This is a genomic window from Bradyrhizobium diazoefficiens (assembly GCF_016616885.1).
Taxonomy (GTDB): domain Bacteria; phylum Pseudomonadota; class Alphaproteobacteria; order Rhizobiales; family Xanthobacteraceae; genus Bradyrhizobium; species Bradyrhizobium diazoefficiens_F.
Genome location: NZ_CP067102.1, coordinates 2,934,075 through 2,952,435, shown reverse-complemented (window position 1 = coordinate 2,952,435; position 18,361 = coordinate 2,934,075). Strand labels below are relative to the sequence as shown.

Below are 18,361 nucleotides of genomic sequence, written 5' to 3'. Positions count from 1 at the left end.
CACCATGCGTTATGTATGGTGCGCAGCGGTCGCGCGGCGTTGCGCCGCGACACAAGGAGGCAACCTATGGCTGATGCGAGCAAGGCAAACCCGCAGGGCGTCGAGAAGCTCGGCTATCTCGGCCTCGGACTGATGGGGACGCCGATGACCCGGCGCCTGCTCAAGGCCGGCCATGACATCAGCATCTGGAACCGTACAGAAGGCAAGGTAACTCCGCTCGTCGAGGCCGGCGCCAAGCGCGCAGGCACGCCTCGTGACCTGTTGGCGAACTGCGACATCGTCTTCATGTGCGTGACCGATGTCGCAGCCGTCGACGAGGTGATCTTCGGCCCGGAAGGTCTTGCGGCAGCTCCCGGCGCAGGTAAGCTCGTGGTCGATTTCTCGTCGATCCACCCCGATGCCACGCGCGAGCTGGCAGCGCGATTGAAATCCGCGAACGGCACAGGCTGGATCGATGCGCCGGTGTCCGGTGGTACCAAGGGAGCCGAAGAAGGCACGCTCGCCATCATGGCTGGTGGTGCAGCCGATGATATTGAGAGGGCGCGGCCTTACGTGCTCGCCATGGCGCGCAGGTTCACCCACATGGGTCCGACCGGTGCGGGGCAGACCACAAAACTCTGCAATCAGGTGATCGTCGGATGTGCGATGGCCGTGCTTGCGGAGGCAACGCGCCTTGCCTCGAATGCTGGAATTGATGCAAGCCGGCTGCCCGAGGCACTCGCCGGCGGCTTTGCGGATTCGATTCCGCTTCAGCTCTTCGTGCCGCGGATGGTCCAGGGCATCCACTCACCGCCGCTCGGCCACATTGCGACGATGCTCAAGGACCTCGACACGATCGCCGACGTCGCCCAGGCGACGTCAACGCCGGTGCCGATGGCGACTCTCGCCGGACAGATCTTCAGGCTGGCCAAGGCTGCACGCGGTGCAGACGCGGACGCTCTGGAAATCTACAAGCTCTCGGCCACAGACCGTTGAACCGACCGGCGTTCCTGGATCGCCCTAGGGCGACTTCTTGCGCTCGTCGTCAGCCAGAAACCGGCCATACGTCCCCCGCGCAAACAGCAACGGCTCTGTTGTGTTGTAGGCATAGGCCTCGACCGCGCCGAGAAAGATCACGTGATCGCCGCCATAATAGCGATTGACGGATCGGCACTGAAAATTGGCCACGCTCTCGGCAAGCACCGGCGTGTTGCCGAGGCCCGGGGTCCAGTCCACGCCGGCGAATTTGTCGTCGGACGATTTTGCGAATTTGTCTGCAAGCGCCTGCTGCGAAGTGCCCAGCACATGGACGGTGAAATGGCTGGCGTTCTGAAACACGATCAGACTCGATGAATACACTCCAAGGCTCCAGAGAACCAGGGGAGGATTCAGGGAGACCGACGCAAACGAGTTGCAGGTGATGCCATACGGTTTTTCATCAGCGGCCGTAGCCGTGATGATCGTTACGCCTGTTCCATACGTGCCGAGCGCGTTGCGAAAATCACGTGGATCAATCTGCGAGCTGTCGCTCGCGAGCTCATTGGCTGGATCGGGAACGGCCGGCCGTTTTGGCAAATCATTCATCCGCGGCCTCACAAGGTGAGATTCTCGGACGGCAGTCCAAGCGCCACACGTCCATAATTGGTTCCGGCCGCATCGAAATTGAATGCGAGGTGCGAATTGATTGCATGCGCATCGCGGAATTGCCGCTGCAACACTCCCGTCGTGAACAGGCCACGCGCCCCGCTCGCCGCGAACAGCATCGAGACGGCATCCGTGCACAGATTGACCGAGAACGCCCCATCACGCCGATATCTGGTCTTGGTTGCCATGTCGGGCGTGCGGTTGCGTCGCGCGTCCTGCATCGCCTCGATACAGGCCGCGCGCATGATGAGACGCGCAGCATCGATCTTGGCGGAAGCCTCAGCGATCTTGATTTGCGTGCTCTGGAAATCGCTCAGCTTGGCGCGGTTGTACGTCGATATGCGGTGACGCGCGACTTCCGCGTAGTCGTCGAGGCACGCCTGCGCATTCCCGAGCGCGACGCCGGAGAGAACATAGGGAAACAGCGAGAACACCGGCAGCGCGTACAGCGGATTGGGGTTCACCTTGCTTCCGGGCGCTGCGCCTCCCGCAAGGTCACCAACGGCAACCGTCATATGTTCGGGCACAAAGGCGTCCCTGACTTCGACATCCGATGACCCGGTGCCGCGCAATCCTGCGACGTTCCAGGTATCGAGGATTTTGTAGTCGGCATTGGGCAACAGGAAGATGCGGTATTCGATGCCGTCGGCCTCGTCGTCGGAGGACACGACGCTTGCGAGCATGTTCCATGCACAGGAGCCGACGCCCGACGAGAACGGCCAGCTTCCGCGCAGCCGGTATCCGCCCTCGACCTTGCTGGCGCGGCCGGCGGGGAAGATGAAGGACGATGCGATCAGCACGTCCGGGTCTCGGCTCCAGACCAGATCCTGCGCGCGCTGCTCGAACATGCCGAGCATCCAGTGATGGCTTGCCAGATTGGCCAGATTCCAAGCCACCGACGCGTCGGCTCGCCCGAGCAGCTCGGCGCAATCGATCAAAGCGACGTAGTCGAGCTCGGCCCCGCCGACGCGCTTCGGCTGGAGCATCCGGAACAGGCCGGCATCATGCAGGTCCCGCTCGGTCTCCGGCGGCAGGTGCCGCAGCTCCTCGGTGCGAGCCGCACGTTCCCGCAATTGCGGCAGCAGCGACCGGGCCCCGGCAATCATCGCCGCATAGGCTCGTTCGCCGGAGTCTGTCGCTACCGACTGACCCATATTCGGCTCTTGACCAGGCGCCATTCGTGTCCCTCGCTCTCATGTATTTATGCGGCGGGAACCTTGCCAAATCAAGCTGTGCCGCGCTTAGTCCGATGTCGTGGCCTTTCGCAGCCCGAATGCCCCCTTTTCGGTCAAGGCCGCAATCCGGCCCCGGTCATAACCAAGCGTCTCACGCATGACGACCTCGGTATGCTCGCCCAACAACGGCGCGGCCGCGGGATCAATTGCTGCCGTTACGCTCATACTGATCGGCGGCTCGATGTTCGGCACCCACTGCGCTGTGCGATGCGGGATCCGGCTCAGGCGTGCGCGTTCGCGAGCTTCGGGCGCATTGAATCCCTCTTCGACGGTTCGGAGATAGCCGACCGGAATATTGGCCAGCTTCATCTTCGCCATCCAGTTCTCGAGCGTGTCGTTCGCGAACACCTCGGCGATGGCGCTACGCAGGAGCTCCTTGTTCTCGGACCGCGCTTTCCGCGTCGCAAATTTCGCGTCGATAATGAGATCCGGACGGTTCATCACGTCGATCACCAGTCGCCGATACAGTCGGTCATTGGCGCAGGCCATGTAGAGCGGACCATCGGATGCCTCGTACACGCCGACGGTCGGAGACCCGCTCGGCGAGTTGCCAAACCGGCCGGGGTTCTCGCCATTGATCAGATAGGCCATGCCATAGAAGCCCGTCATCCCCATGGCGACGTCGAACAGCGCGACCTCGACATGCTGTCCGCGGCCGAGCCGATCCCGCGCTAATAACGCCAGCAGGATGGCATTGCAGGCCGACATCCCCGTAGCCATGTCGACGATCGGCGGGCCGGTGCGAACTGCCGGGCCATCGGCAAACCCGTTGAGCGACATAAAGCCGCTCTCGGCTTGCGTGATGGGATCGAAGCCGGGGCGCGAGGCGAATGGCCCGGTGCGTCCGTAAGCCGAGATCGAGCAATAGACCAGTCGCGGGTTGAGTGGCGCCACAGCCTCATAGTCCAGCCCGAACTTCTTCATCACCCCGCTGGAAAAATTTTCCACGACCACGTCCGCCTTGCGGATCAGATCGAGCGCAATCTCGCGCGCCTCAGGCACGGCGAGATCGAGCGCGATTCCGCTTTTGTTGCGGTTGAGGCTGAGATAGGCCGCGCTTTCCCCGCCAATCTCGGCATGCTCATAAGCGCGCGTGTCGTCGCCACCATCGGGGTTTTCGATCTTGATGACCCGCGCGCCAAAATCGGCGAGCGTCTGTGTGCAGGCGGGACCCGCGACCACGCGCGTGAAATCGACGACCAGCAGACCATCAAGTGCGGTTGGTCCTCCCGCCGCCCGCGACGGACGTTCCGGCAATTGAGGCTTGGTGGACATTCCTGGGGCTCCCTTACATCGGCTTGTGCTCGCCGAATTTCCTGCAAGCGAACTTAAAGCCCGGGAGGGCCAACTTCGCAAGTGCTTCAGCAACAACGCTTCAAAACGCAAAAAAGGGCCCGGCAGCGGTCAAGCTGCCGGGTCCAGGTGAACAAGGCCGCGCTTGCGTCGGCAGGCGCCGCTTGATGCTGCGAAAAGCACCTTCCGCACCGCGGGAAACCCCGTTCAGCGCAGCGACCTTCGCCAATAGAGCGTGTGCGACCAGGCCCAGGGCACCTCGGGTTCGAAGAGCCGATAACCCGCCTTGATGAAGTTATTCGCAGAGAAACTGTTATCCGTTGTATCCGAAACGATACTGTCCCATCCGATGCGCCGCCCTCGTGCTTCAACGGCCCGCATCAGCCGGAGCTGAAGTCCGCTGCCCCAGTGCCGCTGCAGGACGCCGACCCTGGAGAGGTAACCGCTGTTGCGCGCATAGGTGGACGGCACGACGCCTGCAAAGGCGACCGCATCATCGCCTTGATAAGCGAGCCACCACGCTCCGAGCTCGAACTGCGGCATGGCCGCGGCATCGAAGAACGTCAGCCGATGCAGATCATCTAAGGTATCGGCAACGTCATCATCTGATGCGTCGACCATACGAATTCTGTACATGGCGTGCCCCATAGCATCGCAACGACCTGCCCCACCACGCGGCGATGTTACCGCCACGAGAAGCTCACTTGCTCAGCACGACCTTCACGCCGAGCCAGACGGCCCCCATCAGGCCGGTCGCAATCACCGTAGTCACGGCCTTGAAGGTGTAGCTCTGCGCCTGCTCGACGCTCTTTCGCCACCGCCGCAGGTGCTGGAAATCCGCCCTCACCTCCTTCCGGTCATCATCTTCGATGCCGAAGGAAGCCAGCACCGATGCCACCGCCCTCAACACGATCGCATCGATGCTGTCCTGCTGGAGCCTGTGCTGTTCGGCGAGCGTCTCGGCCACGATCGCCCTGATTTCGTCATCTGGCATCTTCACCGCTTGATGATCCTTGCAACGTTCTCAAAGCCGCGCTTGGCGAAGTAGAAGGAGACGACGAGATTGGCGGTGATCGCCGCGAACCCCGCCAGGGGATCTGTTGATCCGAGACCGAGAACCTTGTCCCAGACAAGAAGCTTCGCGAAATAGATCGACACGCAGTAGCCGATTAACTTGTCTGGCTCGTACCAATAGCCGAGCTCCGCCGTTCGATATTGCATGACGGCTTTGGTTTCGGCCGTCTGCGCCGCGATCTCGCTCGCAGCGAGATCCGCCGCGATCTTGCTGTCGACGCTCTCGGCCTTCAGCTTCGCGCTATAGGCGTCGATCAGCGCCTTCACGACAGGACCGCCAAGAAACGAGATGATCGTCATCCACATCAGTTTGTCCTCCTTAGCGTTCGCAGCCGGGCGATGATTGTCACGACGGAGATCGCAAGCAGGATGCGTCCCGTGACCTTGACATCGCCGATCGCTGCGCTGATCTGATCCTTGATGCCGGGATCGCCAAGGGCGTCGGCAAGGTCATCGACGATCGCGGCCAATGCACCGGCGAGCGCGATGCAGTAGCTCCAGGCGATCGTCATGGAGTGCAGGCAGGCCGCCTTGATCCGGACAAGCATCACAGCATGGCCCGCAGCAAAGCGAGCTTGGTCTCGAGCGACTTGACCTGGGCCTCGGTTCCGGTCACGAACCTGAGTATCGTGTCCTTGCAAGTCCAGCAGGCGCCGAAGCCGGCGGCGAAGACGATGACGTCAAAAATGGTCTGCATGTTCATGTCCTTCTAAAAATGGCTCGGATCAAATTGACGACGAACGCGCCGATCGAGCCCTTAGACGGGTTCGTCAGTGAAGCTCTGGTCGGATCACTACTCGCAAAACTCTTTGCGATCCTTGTCCCTGCAAAGCTGATGTCCGGATCGAGCTCCGCGAGCGCCATCAACAGCGCTGCGCCCCCCAACTGCGGATCGACCTTGCCGGGATCGTAGACGCCATCGCGCACGTACTTTCCGGCCCGGTACTGGTTGGTCCCCGACCAGAGATACGGCGACGGCACAGCGCGCGCGGCGTAACCGATGCCGTTGTAGGTCTCGAGCGCTGTCAACGCGCCGGCGATGGTCCAATCCTTGTGGCGCGCCAGAAACGGCGGACACTTGACCAGCGCGTCGATTGCGGCCGCCTCCCAGGAGTCAAAAGGACCTCGACCAGCCGGGACGTGAACCGAGACTCGATTCCAGGGATCGCCCTGAGCCAGGGAGGCATTCCATTGCTGGGACGACTCGCGTTCGTGGATGACCGCGATCGCGGGCCAAGGAACGCCCGTCTGCCGCTCGACCGCCTGATAACGTTGCCGCACCTTGTAAAGGCGCAACGCGACATTGGCGGCTTCTGCCTTCCGGGTCAGCTTGGCATTCGCCCAGCGTTTTGCGTTCGCCGCAGAAAGGGCGTTGAGGTCTACCATGGGTTGACTCGGTTGGGGGTGAGGCGGGGGCGGTGAAGCGGTCCGTTATAGGTGCCGTGGCCGCCTTCGGGAAAAGTTGCCGGGATGATTGTTTCGCTTTTGCTTCCCGCTCATGTCTGTGTATTGCGCTATCTGCGGCTGTGAGGCATAGTTTGGTCCATGCTCAAGATGCTCAAGAAAAGCGCACCCCTACGCCATATCTATTATCGGTCCAAGCTGGGGAGGGCCTCCGGACAATCGGATGAGGGGCGGATTATTACAGAACTCGCCGCCGACGTTCCGCGGACGTTTGTCGAGATCGGATTCCACCCGATCGAATTCAACTGCGTGAAACTTGCGCAGATCCCGGACTGGCGCGGCCTCCTAGTCGATGGCAGCGAAAGGCAGGTTGCTGACGCAAGGCGCCTGTTCCCTGATCGCGTTCGGATCGTCCAGCGCTTTCTAACCTTGGACAATCTTGGCTTTGTCAAAGAGGCGTTTCCTGAAATCGGAGTTCTATCGATCGACGTGGATGGAAACGATTACTGGTTTCTCAAAGAGCTGCTGTGCACCAGGCCGCGCGTGATCTGCGTCGAATACAATTCGACTTTCGGCCTCGCCCCTATCTCTGTCCCCTATGATCCAGCCTTCGATCGCCACAAATCTCACCCGCGTGGCTGGTATCACGGCGCGTCTCTGACCGCTCTCGCCGCCCTCTGCCGCGCAAATGGGTACGGTCTGGCGGCTGTGTCGGCCGGTGGTACGAATGCGTTTTTCACTCCCGATGGAAATTTAGAGCCTGCCTACGCATGGAGGCCAAATACCTTCCGAGAGAGCTTTTCGGGGGTGGCCCACGATGCCCAATGGGCCAGCGTGAGCCACCTTCCATTTGTCACCGTCTAGATGATGCGAATGATGTAGTTGCAGACGATCGTCGGCGGCACAATCGAGAACGGCGTGCTCGTGCCGCCTTGCGGCGTACCCGATAGTGTTCCAGACATGCTGGAAGAAAGAGCGCTGAATGATGGCGTGTTGTTGAGACCGAAGCCAAGAAGTGACCCGCCGCCGGCGCCTTGGATCGAAATGACAGGACCGCCGTTTTGCATAACGCTATTGCTGCTTGTCGCCGTCCCAGAAACGCTTCCGCTTGGCGTGTAAGCCGGGAGATTTCCCGTTACCAGTGTCGCGTATTGGGAGCCCCCGGCAGAGCCGAGAGTAGCTGCACTCACGCCGCCAGTGTTGAGTCGAGCCGTCGCGTTGCCGGTATCAAATCCGGCTGAAATGCGCCCTCGCTTGTCCGGCAGATTGAACGTGGTCGAGCCGTCACCGCCACCATAGGTCGTTCCAATCAGCGCGAACAAGGTTGAATACGTCGTTCGAGAAATCGCCTGCCCGGTCGGAAACGCAAACGAACTGTTCGGCGTGGTCGCGGCCCAATAGTCCATGCCCGCCGCGAGCGGAATGTTATACGGATTGCCGTAGAAGCCATGCAGGTAAAAGACCCCATCGGCGTTGTTGTAGAGCGCCACATAGGGCGTGCCCTGAACGACGGTGCCAGCCGGCAATTCTACATTCGGCGCCGCGCGCAAGGGCTTCGCGCCTAGGCCGTCAACGTTGATTGTTACGGTTGCGCCGTTCGTCGCGTGCGGCGTGAATGCGACAGCCTGCCCGCTGAGGTGCGCCAGTGTGTCGAACTGCTGATAAGATGCAACGGTGTAGGCGGTACTGGTACCGCTTGTCACGATCGCGCCGGCGATGTCATCGCGGTGTTTCGCAATAGCCGCCATCATCGCTCGCGCGGAATCGTTCACGCTGGAGGGGGATTGCCCCTCGGCCCAGTTGATCGTCGAATCCGCCGTTGCGTCGGCGGACGCCGTTTGGGACCACTTATAGAGAGTCATCTTGCTTCCTTGATGTAGGGGCGCGCATCATCGTCGCCATTGTGGTTGCGGAGGGCGTCACCTGCCCTGCGACTGTCAGTCCGGATCCTTCGCCTTGCTGCCACACAGCTCGATATATTGTGCACAGCGGCAGGACGGCGCCCGGGCCGTGAGCAGGTTGCGGATCACGCCGGGCGGCACTCCAGGGCTCTGGCTTGCGATCTTGGCCACCCGGTCGTCGATAATGCCGTCGATCTCGGCGCGCAGGTCCTCGATCCGCTCTTCAAGTCTCGTCGCGCGCTGTTGCTTCGCCATGCGTCGTTCCGTCCTTCAATTGGGTTTCAAGCGCCGCCAGCTTGCGGCTGGCGGACGCAGCTTCGTTCTGCGCACGGCGGAGCGCACGTTCGCGCTGCGTCTCGTGAGCTGCGAGATAGGCCTGGATGTCGTAGGGCAGCGCGCAAAACCGCTCCTTGAAGCGCCCCGGCCAGGACCGGGGCGGAGCGATCGCGGCCACCGCGCTCATCGCATCCGCGGCGGGGCCGCCAAGCGTGGGATCGGCGAGGCCGAGCGACGCATGCATCCGCGATATCTCCTGCACGGCCGGCCACAGCCGGCTCACGCCCAGGGATGAACAGTCGGAGACAAATCGGGCTACCGACGCAGGCGCCGCTGGACAGGCGATCACATTGTTCAGCTCACACCATCTCACAAACATCGGCGCATCGCGACGCCGCGCCTGCGCGAGCGCTGTCAGCAGAGGATGGGTCATCGCTTCGCTTTACGCAGCTCCTCGTGGAGACTGCCCAGGCGCCGGCGCAGTTCGACGAGCTGAACGCGCCGCCGCAAGCTATGGGGACTCGAATCGATCTCGCCGCCTAGCTCTGCATCGAACCGCTCGAGCGCGGCGACGCGCTTCGTCAAGCCGTAGAGCGCAAAGTTCTCGGCGATCCGATCCGGTGACATCGGCTCGCCGTAGAGATTTCCGGTGATGGAGGCGGCGCGTTCGATGAAATTTCTGTCGTCCTCGCTCATGGTGCGTAGTCCTGTCGTTAATCTACTTTGATTGGCCGGTCGGTACGGTGAGAAGACCGACGGAAGCTTCCCTAAAACGGGAAGAATATTGGTGGCGCGATGCGCCGCTCCGGCCTGGTCGTCCCGCTGTCGGGCAGGCCCCTGGAGGTTGTCGAAACTGCCCACTCCTCTCGCCGATGAGGATCAGCATCCATCGGGGGTGCAACCGGATTCGGCTCGAGATACAGCTCGTTCTTGTCTCGGGTTGTTGGCGATAATCCTGGCGGCAACTCGATTGGATCGGAGGGGCCCGCGGCTCCGATTTGATCGCGGAAGGTCTTGGCATGTTGGCGGAGATACCTGATCACATCTCCGAGGATGTCAGCAGGATCATTGGCGCGTCCTCGCAAGCTCTTGAACGATCTAATGTATCCGTCGAGATCTTCGGCCCGTGCCTGCCAATCCTTCTGGACCCCATCCGGATAGTAGGACTGGTCTCCTTCCAGGAGATCAGCCAACTGCTTGCGAACGATATCGTACACACGTGGGCGATCCGCCTCCGCGATCGTCGTCTCGGGATTCAGGGGAGGCAGGTATTGTCGCTCGATGGTGGCCATCATGAGTTCCTGTGGAAGCATGCCGATCCGGCCCCGCGATCAAGACAAGGATCGCAGGAGGACTCGGCTGACGAATAAGGACAACGGTGGATTAGCGGCGTTCTCGAACGCCGAACTATCTCAAATTTGAAAATTGGAGATACAGAAGCCCCAAATGGATATTTTGGACGACTTCGTTTCTCTTGCGAGCGTGCCCATCGTAGATGCGCAGCCAAAGCATTGGCTGAGTAAGGTCGCCTTCAGCGCGCTGCTCCCCGCCCGAAAAATAGCAACAACCGATACTGCGGCTACGACCGCCGTCGGCGAAGACGACCACCTTATGGCGCCCCGAACGTTGTACGTTCAACGATATCGTCAGATCCGACTTCGTCAGCTCTATCGTGCAAGGGCTGTCATACTGGCATTCCTTCGCGGTCCCCACTTCGTTGAGCGGGTTCGCTGCACCCGTGGCGACACCCTCCGTCGTCGTACCGTCGAAGGCATAGGAAACGGTGTAGTCACCGGCAAATGCATCGACCGATCGGAGAAGGCCTGTCGCGACAATCATGACGGGCAAAATACGTCTCAACAGCATGGGCATCCTATCCTGTATGCACACCGTCTCTATTCAGAGCCAGAGAAAAACATTTATCGCCTTTTCATTCGGCGAAGGGCTGCTCGCGCAGACTCCCTCACCGCCGGCCAGCTGTCTTCGCCTGGTAGAGCGCGACCGCGTCCTTGAGATCACCCGAGCTGGAGAGCCGGGCGCTCAACGCACGCAGATCATGCTGATCACGCTCGCCTCGGCCGACTGCCATACCCGGTCTTTGCACTGGCGGTATCGGCTTTGCCGTGACGGCATCCCTCGCTTTCATCATCAGCCGGTATTTGCCCGCGTCATCCAGGAGCCCGCGGAAGATGATCAGCCCGTCGCCGGGCGTCTCGATCTTGTCGCTGTAGAGCTTGAAACCGTGGCCGAGGCCGAGGCTCGCGATCTTGGCCTCGATCAGCCGTTTCGACGATTGCGCCAGCGTCCGCTGCGCCTCGCGAATGCAAACCGCAAGCGTACCGCGCTCGGCCTGGCAGGTCTCGACCAGGAGTTCACCGAAGAAATGCGATTTCCCCGAGCCGCGGCCGCCGTAAATGCCCTTGTAGCGTGCAGGCTTCAGCAGCGGCTCGAAGATCTCTGCCGTTGGAATTTTCAGGATCGACAATGGATACGCTCGCTCGCCCTAGCGCAGGCCAGTGCGCCTGCGTCGCGCCCGGCATCACCATCGCCAGAGCCTGTCGGATGCACGATGATGCGTTCGATCCGGTGGATCAATTCCAGCACGTCGTCCTCCCCGTTCTCGATCGATTGCGCGAGCGATATCAGATAGACGGTCATCTTCTCTCCAACCAAAACAACAATGCGGCAGATCGCGAGACGACGCGCGATCGTTTCGGCGCGAACCTTATCCCCATCTTTCGGAGACCGCGGCGGCGCAAGCACAGGGCTCGCGCCGCGGGCCGGCACGTTCGCGCGTGCTCGGCCAATAAAATGGTTCGGACGGCGGCGCGCTTGTCGGCGCTCCATGAACGCGTTTCAACGAGGGCGAGGCCGCGATGCGCGGGACGCCGTCCGATGGCTGCAATCGAAACGAAAAAGCCCGCAGCGGATGCTTCCCGCGCGGGCCTGACAAACTCGTTTCGATGATGCCATTGTGCCGGTGTTTTGCCCGACGGGTCAACTTCTTTTTTGAGGATAAACCGAAACTGCTCAATACCGGGGACGCTTCAGGCATTGCGGTGACGGTGCACTCAATGATGCGAGCCACTGTCGTGCGCTCGTAGGCTTACCGAATTTAAGTGCACTGGACCCGTAGTGCTTGTCGGAATTCTCAGGATCGACAATGGATGTGCTCGCTCGCCCTAGGGCAGGCCGATACGCCTGCGCCACATCGCGGACCAGTCTTCGTCGTTTGGTGTGTCGGGTTGTCCTGCGGAGCTTGATTGACACCGGGAAGGGCGCCGTCTCCGGAAGACGAAGGCCAGGTCCTGTATCGTTCCTCGAAGTCGCTCCTTGACAAAGACGGAAACGAAGCGTCGGGAGGAATAGCGGGCACCGGTACGGGATCATTCGAATTGAACACGGATCGATCCGATTTTCCGACTGGCATCCTTCTCAGAATCCGCACATCTTCGGGACGCGTTGCAGGCATAACATCCCCGTTTTGCAGATACTGCAGATACTCCGGAATGTAAGCCGGCGCGGGGACTGGATCGAACGGTCCTTGCGCATCGGCAAACGCACCGGGGTCAAGAACATTACCGGCGGGATCCTTGATTCGATAATGGACGCGCTGCTGCCCTGGATTGCCATCCTTATCAGAAAGACCGGTATTCCCCATCGTGCCAATCACTTGACCCGCCGCAACCACATCGCCAACCTTAACGTGGCGCGAGTTGGTATGCAGGATCTGGTGCCGCAATCCATTGTTGTCCCTGATCGAGATTGTCCCCCACTGATCCTCACCGGCGTGTTCAACGACGCCATTCACGGGCGACCGCAATTCCGGGTGATTCTTGTTCAGCCGACATAATTGAAGTCGATTCCCCGGTGCGGGTTACTTGATCCGCGCGGCCTGCCTGTTACGGCACCGTATGGACTTGTAACGTGAGGCGATATGCCCCCGATGGGCCCAAGTATTCGCCGCATCATGTCGTCCCACATGTTGAGATTCCCTTTGAGAGAGATCTTCCCGCTAATTGACAAACCGCGGTCCACCCCGCTTCGCTGGCGGGCAACGGCTTGCTCAACTCTAGCTAATCAATTAACTAGTTTGCGCCAGGTAGTTACGTCGAAGCCACATGCCGCATTCGTCGAGGAATGGGGAGACTTAGGTGAACAGAGATATTTGTCGCGGAATTCTCGGTCAGGCTATCTCTGCGACCGCGCTGATCGCTCTCGCACTTCCTGCCTTCGCACAGGAGTCGCTCGCTCCGACATTCGACAAATGGCGTCCCAAGGGCGGCGCCTACGCCGAGCCGGGCAAAAATTTCCAGGCTCCGAATGGGGCTGCGACGTCAAGAAGATCGTCGATCTCGCGCCGGGTTCGCTGAAGATCGATATGATCTGCAGGGACTACAATTTGGCGCAAAACCTCGACCCTCGCGATCCCAACTGGGAGAACAGGCATTTCAAGGAGGTCATGTTCATCAAGCGGCTAGATGAAACGACAATCTCCGTTCAGAAGAGCTTGAATGGGAAGCTCAAGAGTTCTCCTTGGCGTGAAGCCTACTGCCCTCTAGGGACGCAGCGCGCGCTTGCCGAAGCCAAGCTGACAGCCAAGGTTGAGGCCAATCAAAAGGCTGAGGAAGCCAAGCGGAAGGCCGAAGAGGAACGCACTCTCAAGAGTGCTCATCCGCAAGATGGCGTCTACGCCGCGGCGGGTGCCGATTTCGAGGAACGTTGCTCGAAATTCGGCGACACGGTCGTTGCGTTCGCCAGGAAGTCTATCGTTACTGCCTCGAACAAGTGCGATATCCACCGCACGCGGGTTCAGCTCCCCGATACCGTCAGGGTCGGTGCCGATTGCGTATTGCAGCCGGCTTCAGACGGGAACGCCGTTAGCGTACAAAATGTCGACACCACGCCGGACCGCGAGAACCTGATGTTCAAGAAGGTCGACGACAAAACCGTCATCCTCTGGATCATCAATGATGGACATTTCTCCGGCGACGGCAGGACGCTGTCCTATTGCAGCGCCCAGGTTCAGCGCGCCTATGCCGGACAACGCCAGACCGGGAAGCAGAGCAAGAAATAGCAGAACTGAGGGTACGAAAAACCCGCGACCGACTGCCCGGCGCGGGCTGAACCAACATGTCTCGATGATGTCATTCTGCCGGTGTTTTGCCCGACGTGTCAAACGTTCAATCGAATGGAATTTTCAAATCGAAATTTCTAACGACTCACGCGCTGGCATCACCATCGCCAGAACTTCCCGGATGCACGATGATGCGTTCGATCCGGTGGATTAATTCCAGCACATCGTCCTCGCCGTTCTCGAGCGGTTGCGTCGCCTTGCCCCAGCCGCGATCGAGGATCGCGTTGGCGGCCGAGACACGCACCGCCGGCGTCGCATCGTCGCTGCGCATGACACCGACGAGGACACGGATAGCCGTCCTGGTGTGGCTGCGCGCAATCGACCGGATCTCGGTCAGCGTTCGTGCTTTCGACGCCTTCCTGGCAACAGGCCGGTAGACGTCCCCGACCCCAGGCTCGTCTTCAAGACCATCGCTCATGCAAAACTCTCCCACACAACAATCGCGACCAGGCCCGCAAGCGCGAGCGATATCAGATAGACGGTCATCTTCTCTCCAACCAAAACAACAATGCGGCAGATCGCGAGACGACGCGCGATCGTTTCGGCGCGAACCTTATCCCCGTCTTTCGGGGACCGCGGCGGCGCAAGCACAGGGCTCGCGCGGCGGGCCGGCACGTTCGCGCGTGCTCGGCCAATAAAATGGTTCGGACGGCGGCGCGCTTGTCGGCGCTCCATGAACGCGTTTCAACGAGGGCGAGGCCGCGATGCGCGGGGCGCCGTCCGATTGCTGCAATCGAAACGAAAAAGCCCGCAGCGGATGCTCCCGCGCGGGCCTGACAAACTCGTTTCGATGATGCCATTGTGCCGGTGTTTTGCCCGACGTGTCAAACTTCAAATGCAATTGGGTCGCGGTCGTCGCGATGACGACGTTGCGATCTGCGACGGCATGAAAAAGCCCGCCGCGGATCATTCCGCGCGGGCTCGACCAACTCATCTCGATGATGCCACTCTGCCAGTGTTTTGCCCGACGTGTCAAACGATGTTGGCTGAGTTGAAGGAAATCGGCAGGCTTTCAATCCTGGCGAAGCAGCGGCTGTATCCAGCGAGAGAACCATTCTTCTGCATCATTTCGCCGATTGGCTGAGGCTTCCAATCCCCAAATCGGCGGCGGAATAACATAGTCCGGCTCATCAGCGAAGGTGCCGACCGGACTGCTCACCTGCTGTGGCCGCTTTTCTTTCACTCGCCAATTACCAAATCGATCGTTGAATTCAGGAGAAGGCAGATACGGCACTGGAGCGCTACCAGACTCAAACACGCTGCCAGCGTTCGAGGCGTTCGCGCGGGTGAGGCGCCTGACCTCTTCGGGCGCAGCGACTCCGGCAGTGGGAGTAGCCGGCGCATCCAGCTTGCTTAATAGCTGGGGCGGTGTGGCGACAGCCGCAGTTCCTGGCCAGTTGCCAAAACGATCATTGAACGTACCGGAGCGCGCCGTTTCCTGATCAAGAGTGTTGCCCGTCAGCGGATGTGCACTGGATTGGGTTCCGAACGGCTGACCACCGTTGCTGTTGGCGTTCGGTACGCCGCTTGGGCCGAACGGATCGTACGGAGGCGCACCTGCGGCAAAAACTCCGCCGCTGGAATTGTTCCTTGGTTCTGCCTTAGCAGCTGATCCTGCCGCCATGCCTGCTCCGCCCAGAGCGCCCAATGTCGATACCCACGCCGGCAACGTGGGTAGCAGCGCGGGGGCGGCCATCGCCCCCGCGAATATTCCCAGCCCAAGAAGCGGGGACGGATCTGCAGGGTCACGAGGCATCTCGTACGGGTTCGGCCCCATCATGGGCGAACCATCGGACATGAACATCTGCCGGCCAGTTTCCGAATGGAATTGGAGAATCTGGGGCATCGATGGCGCGGCCGTACTTGGAGGCGGCTGTCCGATCCGTTGCCAATCCGGATTCAGCGCCGGAAGTCCGCGCAGTCCATAGGTTCGTAGGGGATCCCTTGGTGCAAATCCTTCCGGCTGATTTAGATCGCCGGGCGGAATGGGATTGAAGCCAGGCAGTCGGGTGTTAACAAAGCTTGGCACCAGACCTGGAAGCGCAGGAACCGGTCCAACGGCAGTAAAATGTTGGGTGATCGGAGAGCCCTTAGGAAACCGCTTCATTATCTCGATTCGATCTGCAAGCTTGAGCGCGCTGGTGGGAGAAAGAATGGGCCAGTGGAGAGCGCCGTCCAAATTTCCAGAAGCGTTCAACTGGTCGACCGTGTCCTGCATCTGCCGGATCGGTTCTTCATTGTCTTCGGCATACTTTCTCCAATTCGAAAACCATTTCGTGTTCGCTTCATTCGCCTGCTCGCGCGTCATGCCCGTCGGAGTGTTGGCAAACAGATGGCCATTCGCCTGTGCGTACTTGGCAGCAGCAAGAAGCTTGTTCAGATCGGAAACGGCATCGTCGAGCTGCCATTGGCGGCCGGCTACGCCTGCCTTGAATTCGTCAGAACTGATCTTGTCAAGATAATCGGAAAACCCATCGTAGTACGATCCAAGATGTCCGCCCGTGTGCGGGCTCGACTTGAGAAGTTCGGACAGCTCCTGCGTGGCAGGCAGCGCCATACGATTTCTGATCCCGTCAATGTCGAACCGATTGGCCAGGAAATTAATGACCGGGTGACTTGCAAGATGCTGGGGCAAAATATGATGGATCGGAAACATGCGACCGTTACTTTCTGGCGCACGCCGGCATCCGAGCTGATCGTGAGCTCAGCCGGCAATTTTGATTGGAAATGTTTGGTGGGACGGCCAGCGATGTGAGCTGGCTCTAGATCTGCGCGCGGCACGTCGATGCAGCTACGCCAGCCGACGTCGCCGCTTAAGCCGATGTCAAGACAACGACATTCTGTGCCGCCGCAACTGGGGTTGCGGCACGCGCCTCGTTATGCCGATTTCGTAAAAAGGCTTCTCTTGAGAGAGAGCTATCGCGCAGGTCAGCAAATGACCACGGCTGGCCTTGCGTCTCTCAACGTAAGAGATTGCAAAGTGCGACCATTAACCAGCGGCATCTCGGAAGCGTATTCCCCTCATGCCTGCGGCCTTACAGGCGTCCTTCATAGCGTCATCACAGATGATGTCTCCCCAGAATCGCGGCCTGAAGATATGGGCCAGACCAACAATCTCTTCCTTGAAGACAAGACTGGGCCCTCCCATAGGGCTATATCGTCTGGACTCGGTCCCATCGTCCAAGATTTCGCCCCGCGACTTTTCCTCGTCGATGGCATCGAGGACCCGAATGACATCGCAAAGCCAGTAATCCGGCGCGGGCTTCCGACCCAGAGACCGTGATTCACATTTAAGAAATGCGACGCCTTCTCGATCTACGGCCTTGAGAAGGCCCTTCATCCGATCGGAGACGAGCCAGAAGTCGTGAAAAAGCTCCCAATCGTTGGGGGCACGGCCGAGAGACCGATCGATCAGCAGTCGCGGCGGCTCGGAGAGCGTCGGAAAGCTTCGCTCGCCCGGCGGCGACATCAGAGTGCGGCTTCCGATATTTTCCATCCGCAGCCCTGGCGGAGTGTGAAATCTAAAATCGAGCCCTACGCGGTAGAATTTTCTCGCCTTTGGCTTCCGCAAGCGCTTCTCAGTAGAGGGTGTAGCCATGAACTTTCGCTCTCTCTGCCAGTCAGCTGTGTCCGAGGGTGACGGGACTGTCAGTACAGAGAAACACAGGTATGCCGTTAAACTTATCAGAATTCTTATAGCGAACAGCGATGCGCTCCTGCGCATCGCCTCCAAACGTATCGCCGTCTCTGAGCACGCGTCCATACTCGATTAGATAGACGGCTAAGCCCAGCACCTTTTTGATCAGCGCCCCAAGCGTCAGACTGGAGGTCTCGAACTCAATCTCACGGTCGACAAAAGCGGATAATCCCATCGTCACTGCACCGATGCCCGGTTCAGAGCGGAACGGTAGAACATCGATCCAGAGCGGGAAAGGATAGTCAGGGAACGGCGCATAGGATTGCGTCGACAGATGCAGCCAGAGATCGGCAGGTCGTGCGATCTTCCCATCCCAGACTACAGCACAGCATTGCGGCATGGTTGCAATCAACGCGCCGAGAACCGCTGTCAACAGACGAGCGGTGGGCAACGATTGCTGTTTTTGGCCAAGTACCGAGACGATCAAATGGCCACGGTGCCGCGCAGCGACTGCTTTCGCCTCCGGCCACACGGAAGCGGCACGCGACCAGAGGCCGGAGTCCTGCGGAATCGGCGTCGGCATCGACATCACCGCAATGAGTTGGTCGCCAAAGCGGATAACGGACGCCCCTGCAGAATTCTGGCGGATGCCGGGCGCGTCACCGTCATCCAGATTCGCCGCCAACTCAGGGTGCCGACTGCGAAGCGCCGCGGCAAGCGCGACCATGTTCGGAGTTGCGGGTCTTTCCAGCAAGACAAAGGTAAGAAACGATCTACTCAT

At 60.1% G+C, this 18,361-nt stretch carries 25 protein-coding genes and 1 pseudogene; 3 read left to right on the top strand and 23 right to left on the bottom strand.

Features of this window, described 5'->3' with window-relative positions; translation table 11 throughout:
* Window positions 1–66: 66 nt before the first annotated feature.
* The gene (locus tag JJC00_RS13490) at window positions 67–975 is read left to right on the top strand and encodes an NAD(P)-dependent oxidoreductase (protein ID WP_200473017.1); all 909 of its coding nucleotides are present in this window, start codon (window positions 67–69) and stop codon (window positions 973–975) included.
* A gap of 24 nt (window positions 976–999) precedes the next feature.
* Here JJC00_RS13490 and JJC00_RS13485 read toward each other — a convergent pair whose 3' ends face one another.
* The 9 genes from JJC00_RS13485 to JJC00_RS13445 form a co-directional block, all read right to left on the bottom strand.
* Window positions 1,000–1,563 (bottom strand): flavin reductase family protein, encoded by a 564-nt coding sequence (locus JJC00_RS13485; RefSeq protein WP_200473016.1) that lies wholly within the window; start codon window positions 1,561–1,563, stop codon window positions 1,000–1,002.
* A gap of 8 nt (window positions 1,564–1,571) precedes the next feature.
* Complete coding sequence (locus JJC00_RS13480; RefSeq protein ID WP_200473015.1) at window positions 1,572–2,801, bottom strand: acyl-CoA dehydrogenase family protein; 1,230 nt, start codon at window positions 2,799–2,801, stop codon at window positions 1,572–1,574.
* A gap of 63 nt (window positions 2,802–2,864) precedes the next feature.
* Complete coding sequence (locus JJC00_RS13475) at window positions 2,865–4,133, bottom strand: CaiB/BaiF CoA transferase family protein (RefSeq protein WP_200473014.1); 1,269 nt, start codon at window positions 4,131–4,133, stop codon at window positions 2,865–2,867.
* Between the two features lie 225 nt (window positions 4,134–4,358).
* The gene (locus JJC00_RS13470; RefSeq protein ID WP_200473013.1) at window positions 4,359–4,787 is read right to left on the bottom strand and encodes a GNAT family N-acetyltransferase; all 429 of its coding nucleotides are present in this window, start codon (window positions 4,785–4,787) and stop codon (window positions 4,359–4,361) included.
* 64 nt (window positions 4,788–4,851) lie between these two features.
* Complete coding sequence (locus tag JJC00_RS13465; protein WP_200473012.1) at window positions 4,852–5,151, bottom strand: hypothetical protein; 300 nt, start codon at window positions 5,149–5,151, stop codon at window positions 4,852–4,854.
* A complete protein-coding gene (locus JJC00_RS13460; RefSeq protein WP_200473011.1) occupies window positions 5,148–5,531 on the bottom strand; it encodes a hypothetical protein in 384 nt (127 codons plus the stop codon). The genes JJC00_RS13465 and JJC00_RS13460 overlap by 4 nt, the downstream gene beginning before the upstream one ends.
* Window positions 5,531–5,773 (bottom strand): hypothetical protein, encoded by a 243-nt coding sequence (locus JJC00_RS13455; RefSeq protein WP_200473010.1) that lies wholly within the window; start codon window positions 5,771–5,773, stop codon window positions 5,531–5,533. Before JJC00_RS13455 ends, JJC00_RS13460 begins: the two co-directional genes overlap by 1 nt.
* The gene (locus JJC00_RS13450; RefSeq protein WP_200473009.1) at window positions 5,773–5,922 is read right to left on the bottom strand and encodes a hypothetical protein; all 150 of its coding nucleotides are present in this window, start codon (window positions 5,920–5,922) and stop codon (window positions 5,773–5,775) included. Before JJC00_RS13450 ends, JJC00_RS13455 begins: the two co-directional genes overlap by 1 nt.
* Window positions 5,923–5,924: 2 nt before the next feature.
* Complete coding sequence (locus tag JJC00_RS13445; protein WP_200473008.1) at window positions 5,925–6,611, bottom strand: hypothetical protein; 687 nt, start codon at window positions 6,609–6,611, stop codon at window positions 5,925–5,927.
* A 159-nt stretch (window positions 6,612–6,770) separates the two neighbouring features.
* On the opposite strand from JJC00_RS13445, the gene JJC00_RS13440 reads away from it, so the two are divergent.
* A complete protein-coding gene (locus tag JJC00_RS13440; RefSeq protein ID WP_200473007.1) occupies window positions 6,771–7,493 on the top strand; it encodes an FkbM family methyltransferase in 723 nt (240 codons plus the stop codon).
* Here the strand turns inward: JJC00_RS13440 and JJC00_RS13435 are convergent.
* The 9 genes and pseudogenes from JJC00_RS13435 to JJC00_RS38955 all read right to left on the bottom strand — a co-directional run bounded on the left by JJC00_RS13435 (window position 7,490) and on the right by JJC00_RS38955 (window position 12,617).
* Entirely contained in the window at window positions 7,490–8,491 is a 1,002-nt protein-coding gene (locus JJC00_RS13435; protein ID WP_200473006.1) for a phage tail protein, read from the bottom strand. The genes JJC00_RS13440 and JJC00_RS13435 overlap by 4 nt on opposite strands.
* 75 nt (window positions 8,492–8,566) lie before the next feature.
* Window positions 8,567–8,785, bottom strand: a complete 219-nt coding sequence (locus JJC00_RS13430; RefSeq protein WP_200473005.1) for a hypothetical protein — start codon at window positions 8,783–8,785, stop codon at window positions 8,567–8,569.
* Window positions 8,754–9,050, bottom strand: a complete 297-nt coding sequence (locus tag JJC00_RS38085; RefSeq protein WP_246774201.1) for a hypothetical protein — start codon at window positions 9,048–9,050, stop codon at window positions 8,754–8,756. Before JJC00_RS38085 ends, JJC00_RS13430 begins: the two co-directional genes overlap by 32 nt.
* A 185-nt stretch (window positions 9,051–9,235) precedes the next feature.
* Complete coding sequence (locus tag JJC00_RS13420) at window positions 9,236–9,502, bottom strand: hypothetical protein (protein WP_200473003.1); 267 nt, start codon at window positions 9,500–9,502, stop codon at window positions 9,236–9,238.
* 71 nt (window positions 9,503–9,573) lie between these two features.
* Window positions 9,574–10,098 (bottom strand): hypothetical protein, encoded by a 525-nt coding sequence (locus JJC00_RS13415; protein ID WP_200473002.1) that lies wholly within the window; start codon window positions 10,096–10,098, stop codon window positions 9,574–9,576.
* Window positions 10,099–10,213: 115 nt separating this feature from the next.
* Window positions 10,214–10,672: a hypothetical protein gene (locus tag JJC00_RS13410; protein WP_200473001.1), complete on the bottom strand. Its 459-nt coding sequence runs from the start codon at window positions 10,670–10,672 to the stop codon at window positions 10,214–10,216.
* Window positions 10,673–10,976: 304 nt separating this feature from the next.
* Window positions 10,977–11,291 (bottom strand): annotated as a pseudogene (locus JJC00_RS13405) (phage terminase large subunit); the annotation flags it as partial.
* The gene (locus tag JJC00_RS13400; RefSeq protein ID WP_246774200.1) at window positions 11,279–11,653 is read right to left on the bottom strand and encodes a hypothetical protein; all 375 of its coding nucleotides are present in this window, start codon (window positions 11,651–11,653) and stop codon (window positions 11,279–11,281) included. The pseudogene JJC00_RS13405 and the gene JJC00_RS13400, both read right to left, overlap by 13 nt.
* Before the next feature lie 304 nt (window positions 11,654–11,957).
* Window positions 11,958–12,617, bottom strand: a complete 660-nt coding sequence (locus JJC00_RS38955) for a M23 family metallopeptidase (RefSeq protein ID WP_200473000.1) — start codon at window positions 12,615–12,617, stop codon at window positions 11,958–11,960.
* A 456-nt stretch (window positions 12,618–13,073) separates the two neighbouring features.
* Between JJC00_RS38955 and JJC00_RS13390 the strand changes: the two genes are divergently transcribed.
* Window positions 13,074–13,883 carry a hypothetical protein gene (locus JJC00_RS13390; protein WP_200472999.1) on the top strand — a complete coding sequence of 270 codons (810 nt, stop codon included), beginning with the start codon at window positions 13,074–13,076 and terminating at the stop codon, window positions 13,881–13,883.
* A gap of 145 nt (window positions 13,884–14,028) precedes the next feature.
* On the opposite strand, the gene JJC00_RS13385 is transcribed toward JJC00_RS13390, so the two are convergent.
* From JJC00_RS13385 to JJC00_RS13365, 5 genes are all read right to left on the bottom strand, one after another.
* The gene (locus JJC00_RS13385) at window positions 14,029–14,361 is read right to left on the bottom strand and encodes a hypothetical protein (protein ID WP_200472998.1); all 333 of its coding nucleotides are present in this window, start codon (window positions 14,359–14,361) and stop codon (window positions 14,029–14,031) included.
* Complete coding sequence (locus tag JJC00_RS13380) at window positions 14,358–14,618, bottom strand: hypothetical protein (protein ID WP_200472997.1); 261 nt, start codon at window positions 14,616–14,618, stop codon at window positions 14,358–14,360. The genes JJC00_RS13385 and JJC00_RS13380 overlap by 4 nt, the downstream gene beginning before the upstream one ends.
* Window positions 14,619–14,955: 337 nt before the next feature.
* Window positions 14,956–16,599 (bottom strand): hypothetical protein, encoded by a 1,644-nt coding sequence (locus JJC00_RS13375; RefSeq protein ID WP_200472996.1) that lies wholly within the window; start codon window positions 16,597–16,599, stop codon window positions 14,956–14,958.
* 333 nt (window positions 16,600–16,932) lie between these two features.
* Window positions 16,933–17,439: an imm11 family protein gene (locus JJC00_RS13370; RefSeq protein ID WP_246774198.1), complete on the bottom strand. Its 507-nt coding sequence runs from the start codon at window positions 17,437–17,439 to the stop codon at window positions 16,933–16,935.
* Window positions 17,440–17,563: 124 nt separating this feature from the next.
* The gene (locus JJC00_RS13365; protein ID WP_200472994.1) at window positions 17,564–18,361 is read right to left on the bottom strand and encodes a DUF4261 domain-containing protein; all 798 of its coding nucleotides are present in this window, start codon (window positions 18,359–18,361) and stop codon (window positions 17,564–17,566) included.

Coding starts and splice junctions, on each gene's coding strand:
- JJC00_RS13470 (WP_200473013.1), bottom strand. CDS start 4,787: ATGTACAGAATTCGTATGGTCGACGCATCAGATGATGACGTTGCCGAT.
- JJC00_RS13480 (WP_200473015.1), bottom strand. CDS start 2,801: ATGGCGCCTGGTCAAGAGCCGAATATGGGTCAGTCGGTAGCGACAGAC.
- JJC00_RS13370 (WP_246774198.1), bottom strand. CDS start 17,439: ATGGAAAATATCGGAAGCCGCACTCTGATGTCGCCGCCGGGCGAGCGA.
- JJC00_RS13435 (WP_200473006.1), bottom strand. CDS start 8,491: ATGACTCTCTATAAGTGGTCCCAAACGGCGTCCGCCGACGCAACGGCG.
- JJC00_RS38085 (WP_246774201.1), bottom strand. CDS start 9,050: ATGCATGCGTCGCTCGGCCTCGCCGATCCCACGCTTGGCGGCCCCGCC.
- JJC00_RS13385 (WP_200472998.1), bottom strand. CDS start 14,361: ATGAGCGATGGTCTTGAAGACGAGCCTGGGGTCGGGGACGTCTACCGG.
- JJC00_RS13375 (WP_200472996.1), bottom strand. CDS start 16,599: ATGTTTCCGATCCATCATATTTTGCCCCAGCATCTTGCAAGTCACCCG.
- JJC00_RS13490 (WP_200473017.1), top strand. CDS start 67: ATGGCTGATGCGAGCAAGGCAAACCCGCAGGGCGTCGAGAAGCTCGGC.
- JJC00_RS13475 (WP_200473014.1), bottom strand. CDS start 4,133: ATGTCCACCAAGCCTCAATTGCCGGAACGTCCGTCGCGGGCGGCGGGA.
- JJC00_RS13415 (WP_200473002.1), bottom strand. CDS start 10,098: ATGGCCACCATCGAGCGACAATACCTGCCTCCCCTGAATCCCGAGACG.
- JJC00_RS13485 (WP_200473016.1), bottom strand. CDS start 1,563: ATGAATGATTTGCCAAAACGGCCGGCCGTTCCCGATCCAGCCAATGAG.
- JJC00_RS13390 (WP_200472999.1), top strand. CDS start 13,074: ATGGCGTCCCAAGGGCGGCGCCTACGCCGAGCCGGGCAAAAATTTCCA.
- JJC00_RS13450 (WP_200473009.1), bottom strand. CDS start 5,922: ATGCAGACCATTTTTGACGTCATCGTCTTCGCCGCCGGCTTCGGCGCC.
- JJC00_RS13420 (WP_200473003.1), bottom strand. CDS start 9,502: ATGAGCGAGGACGACAGAAATTTCATCGAACGCGCCGCCTCCATCACC.
- JJC00_RS13380 (WP_200472997.1), bottom strand. CDS start 14,618: ATGGAGCGCCGACAAGCGCGCCGCCGTCCGAACCATTTTATTGGCCGA.
- JJC00_RS13460 (WP_200473011.1), bottom strand. CDS start 5,531: ATGTGGATGACGATCATCTCGTTTCTTGGCGGTCCTGTCGTGAAGGCG.
- JJC00_RS13365 (WP_200472994.1), bottom strand. CDS start 18,361: ATGAGTAGATCGTTTCTTACCTTTGTCTTGCTGGAAAGACCCGCAACT.
- JJC00_RS13400 (WP_246774200.1), bottom strand. CDS start 11,653: ATGGAGCGCCGACAAGCGCGCCGCCGTCCGAACCATTTTATTGGCCGA.
- JJC00_RS13445 (WP_200473008.1), bottom strand. CDS start 6,611: ATGGTAGACCTCAACGCCCTTTCTGCGGCGAACGCAAAACGCTGGGCG.
- JJC00_RS13410 (WP_200473001.1), bottom strand. CDS start 10,672: ATGCTGTTGAGACGTATTTTGCCCGTCATGATTGTCGCGACAGGCCTT.
- JJC00_RS13430 (WP_200473005.1), bottom strand. CDS start 8,785: ATGGCGAAGCAACAGCGCGCGACGAGACTTGAAGAGCGGATCGAGGAC.
- JJC00_RS13455 (WP_200473010.1), bottom strand. CDS start 5,773: ATGCTTGTCCGGATCAAGGCGGCCTGCCTGCACTCCATGACGATCGCC.
- JJC00_RS13440 (WP_200473007.1), top strand. CDS start 6,771: ATGCTCAAGATGCTCAAGAAAAGCGCACCCCTACGCCATATCTATTAT.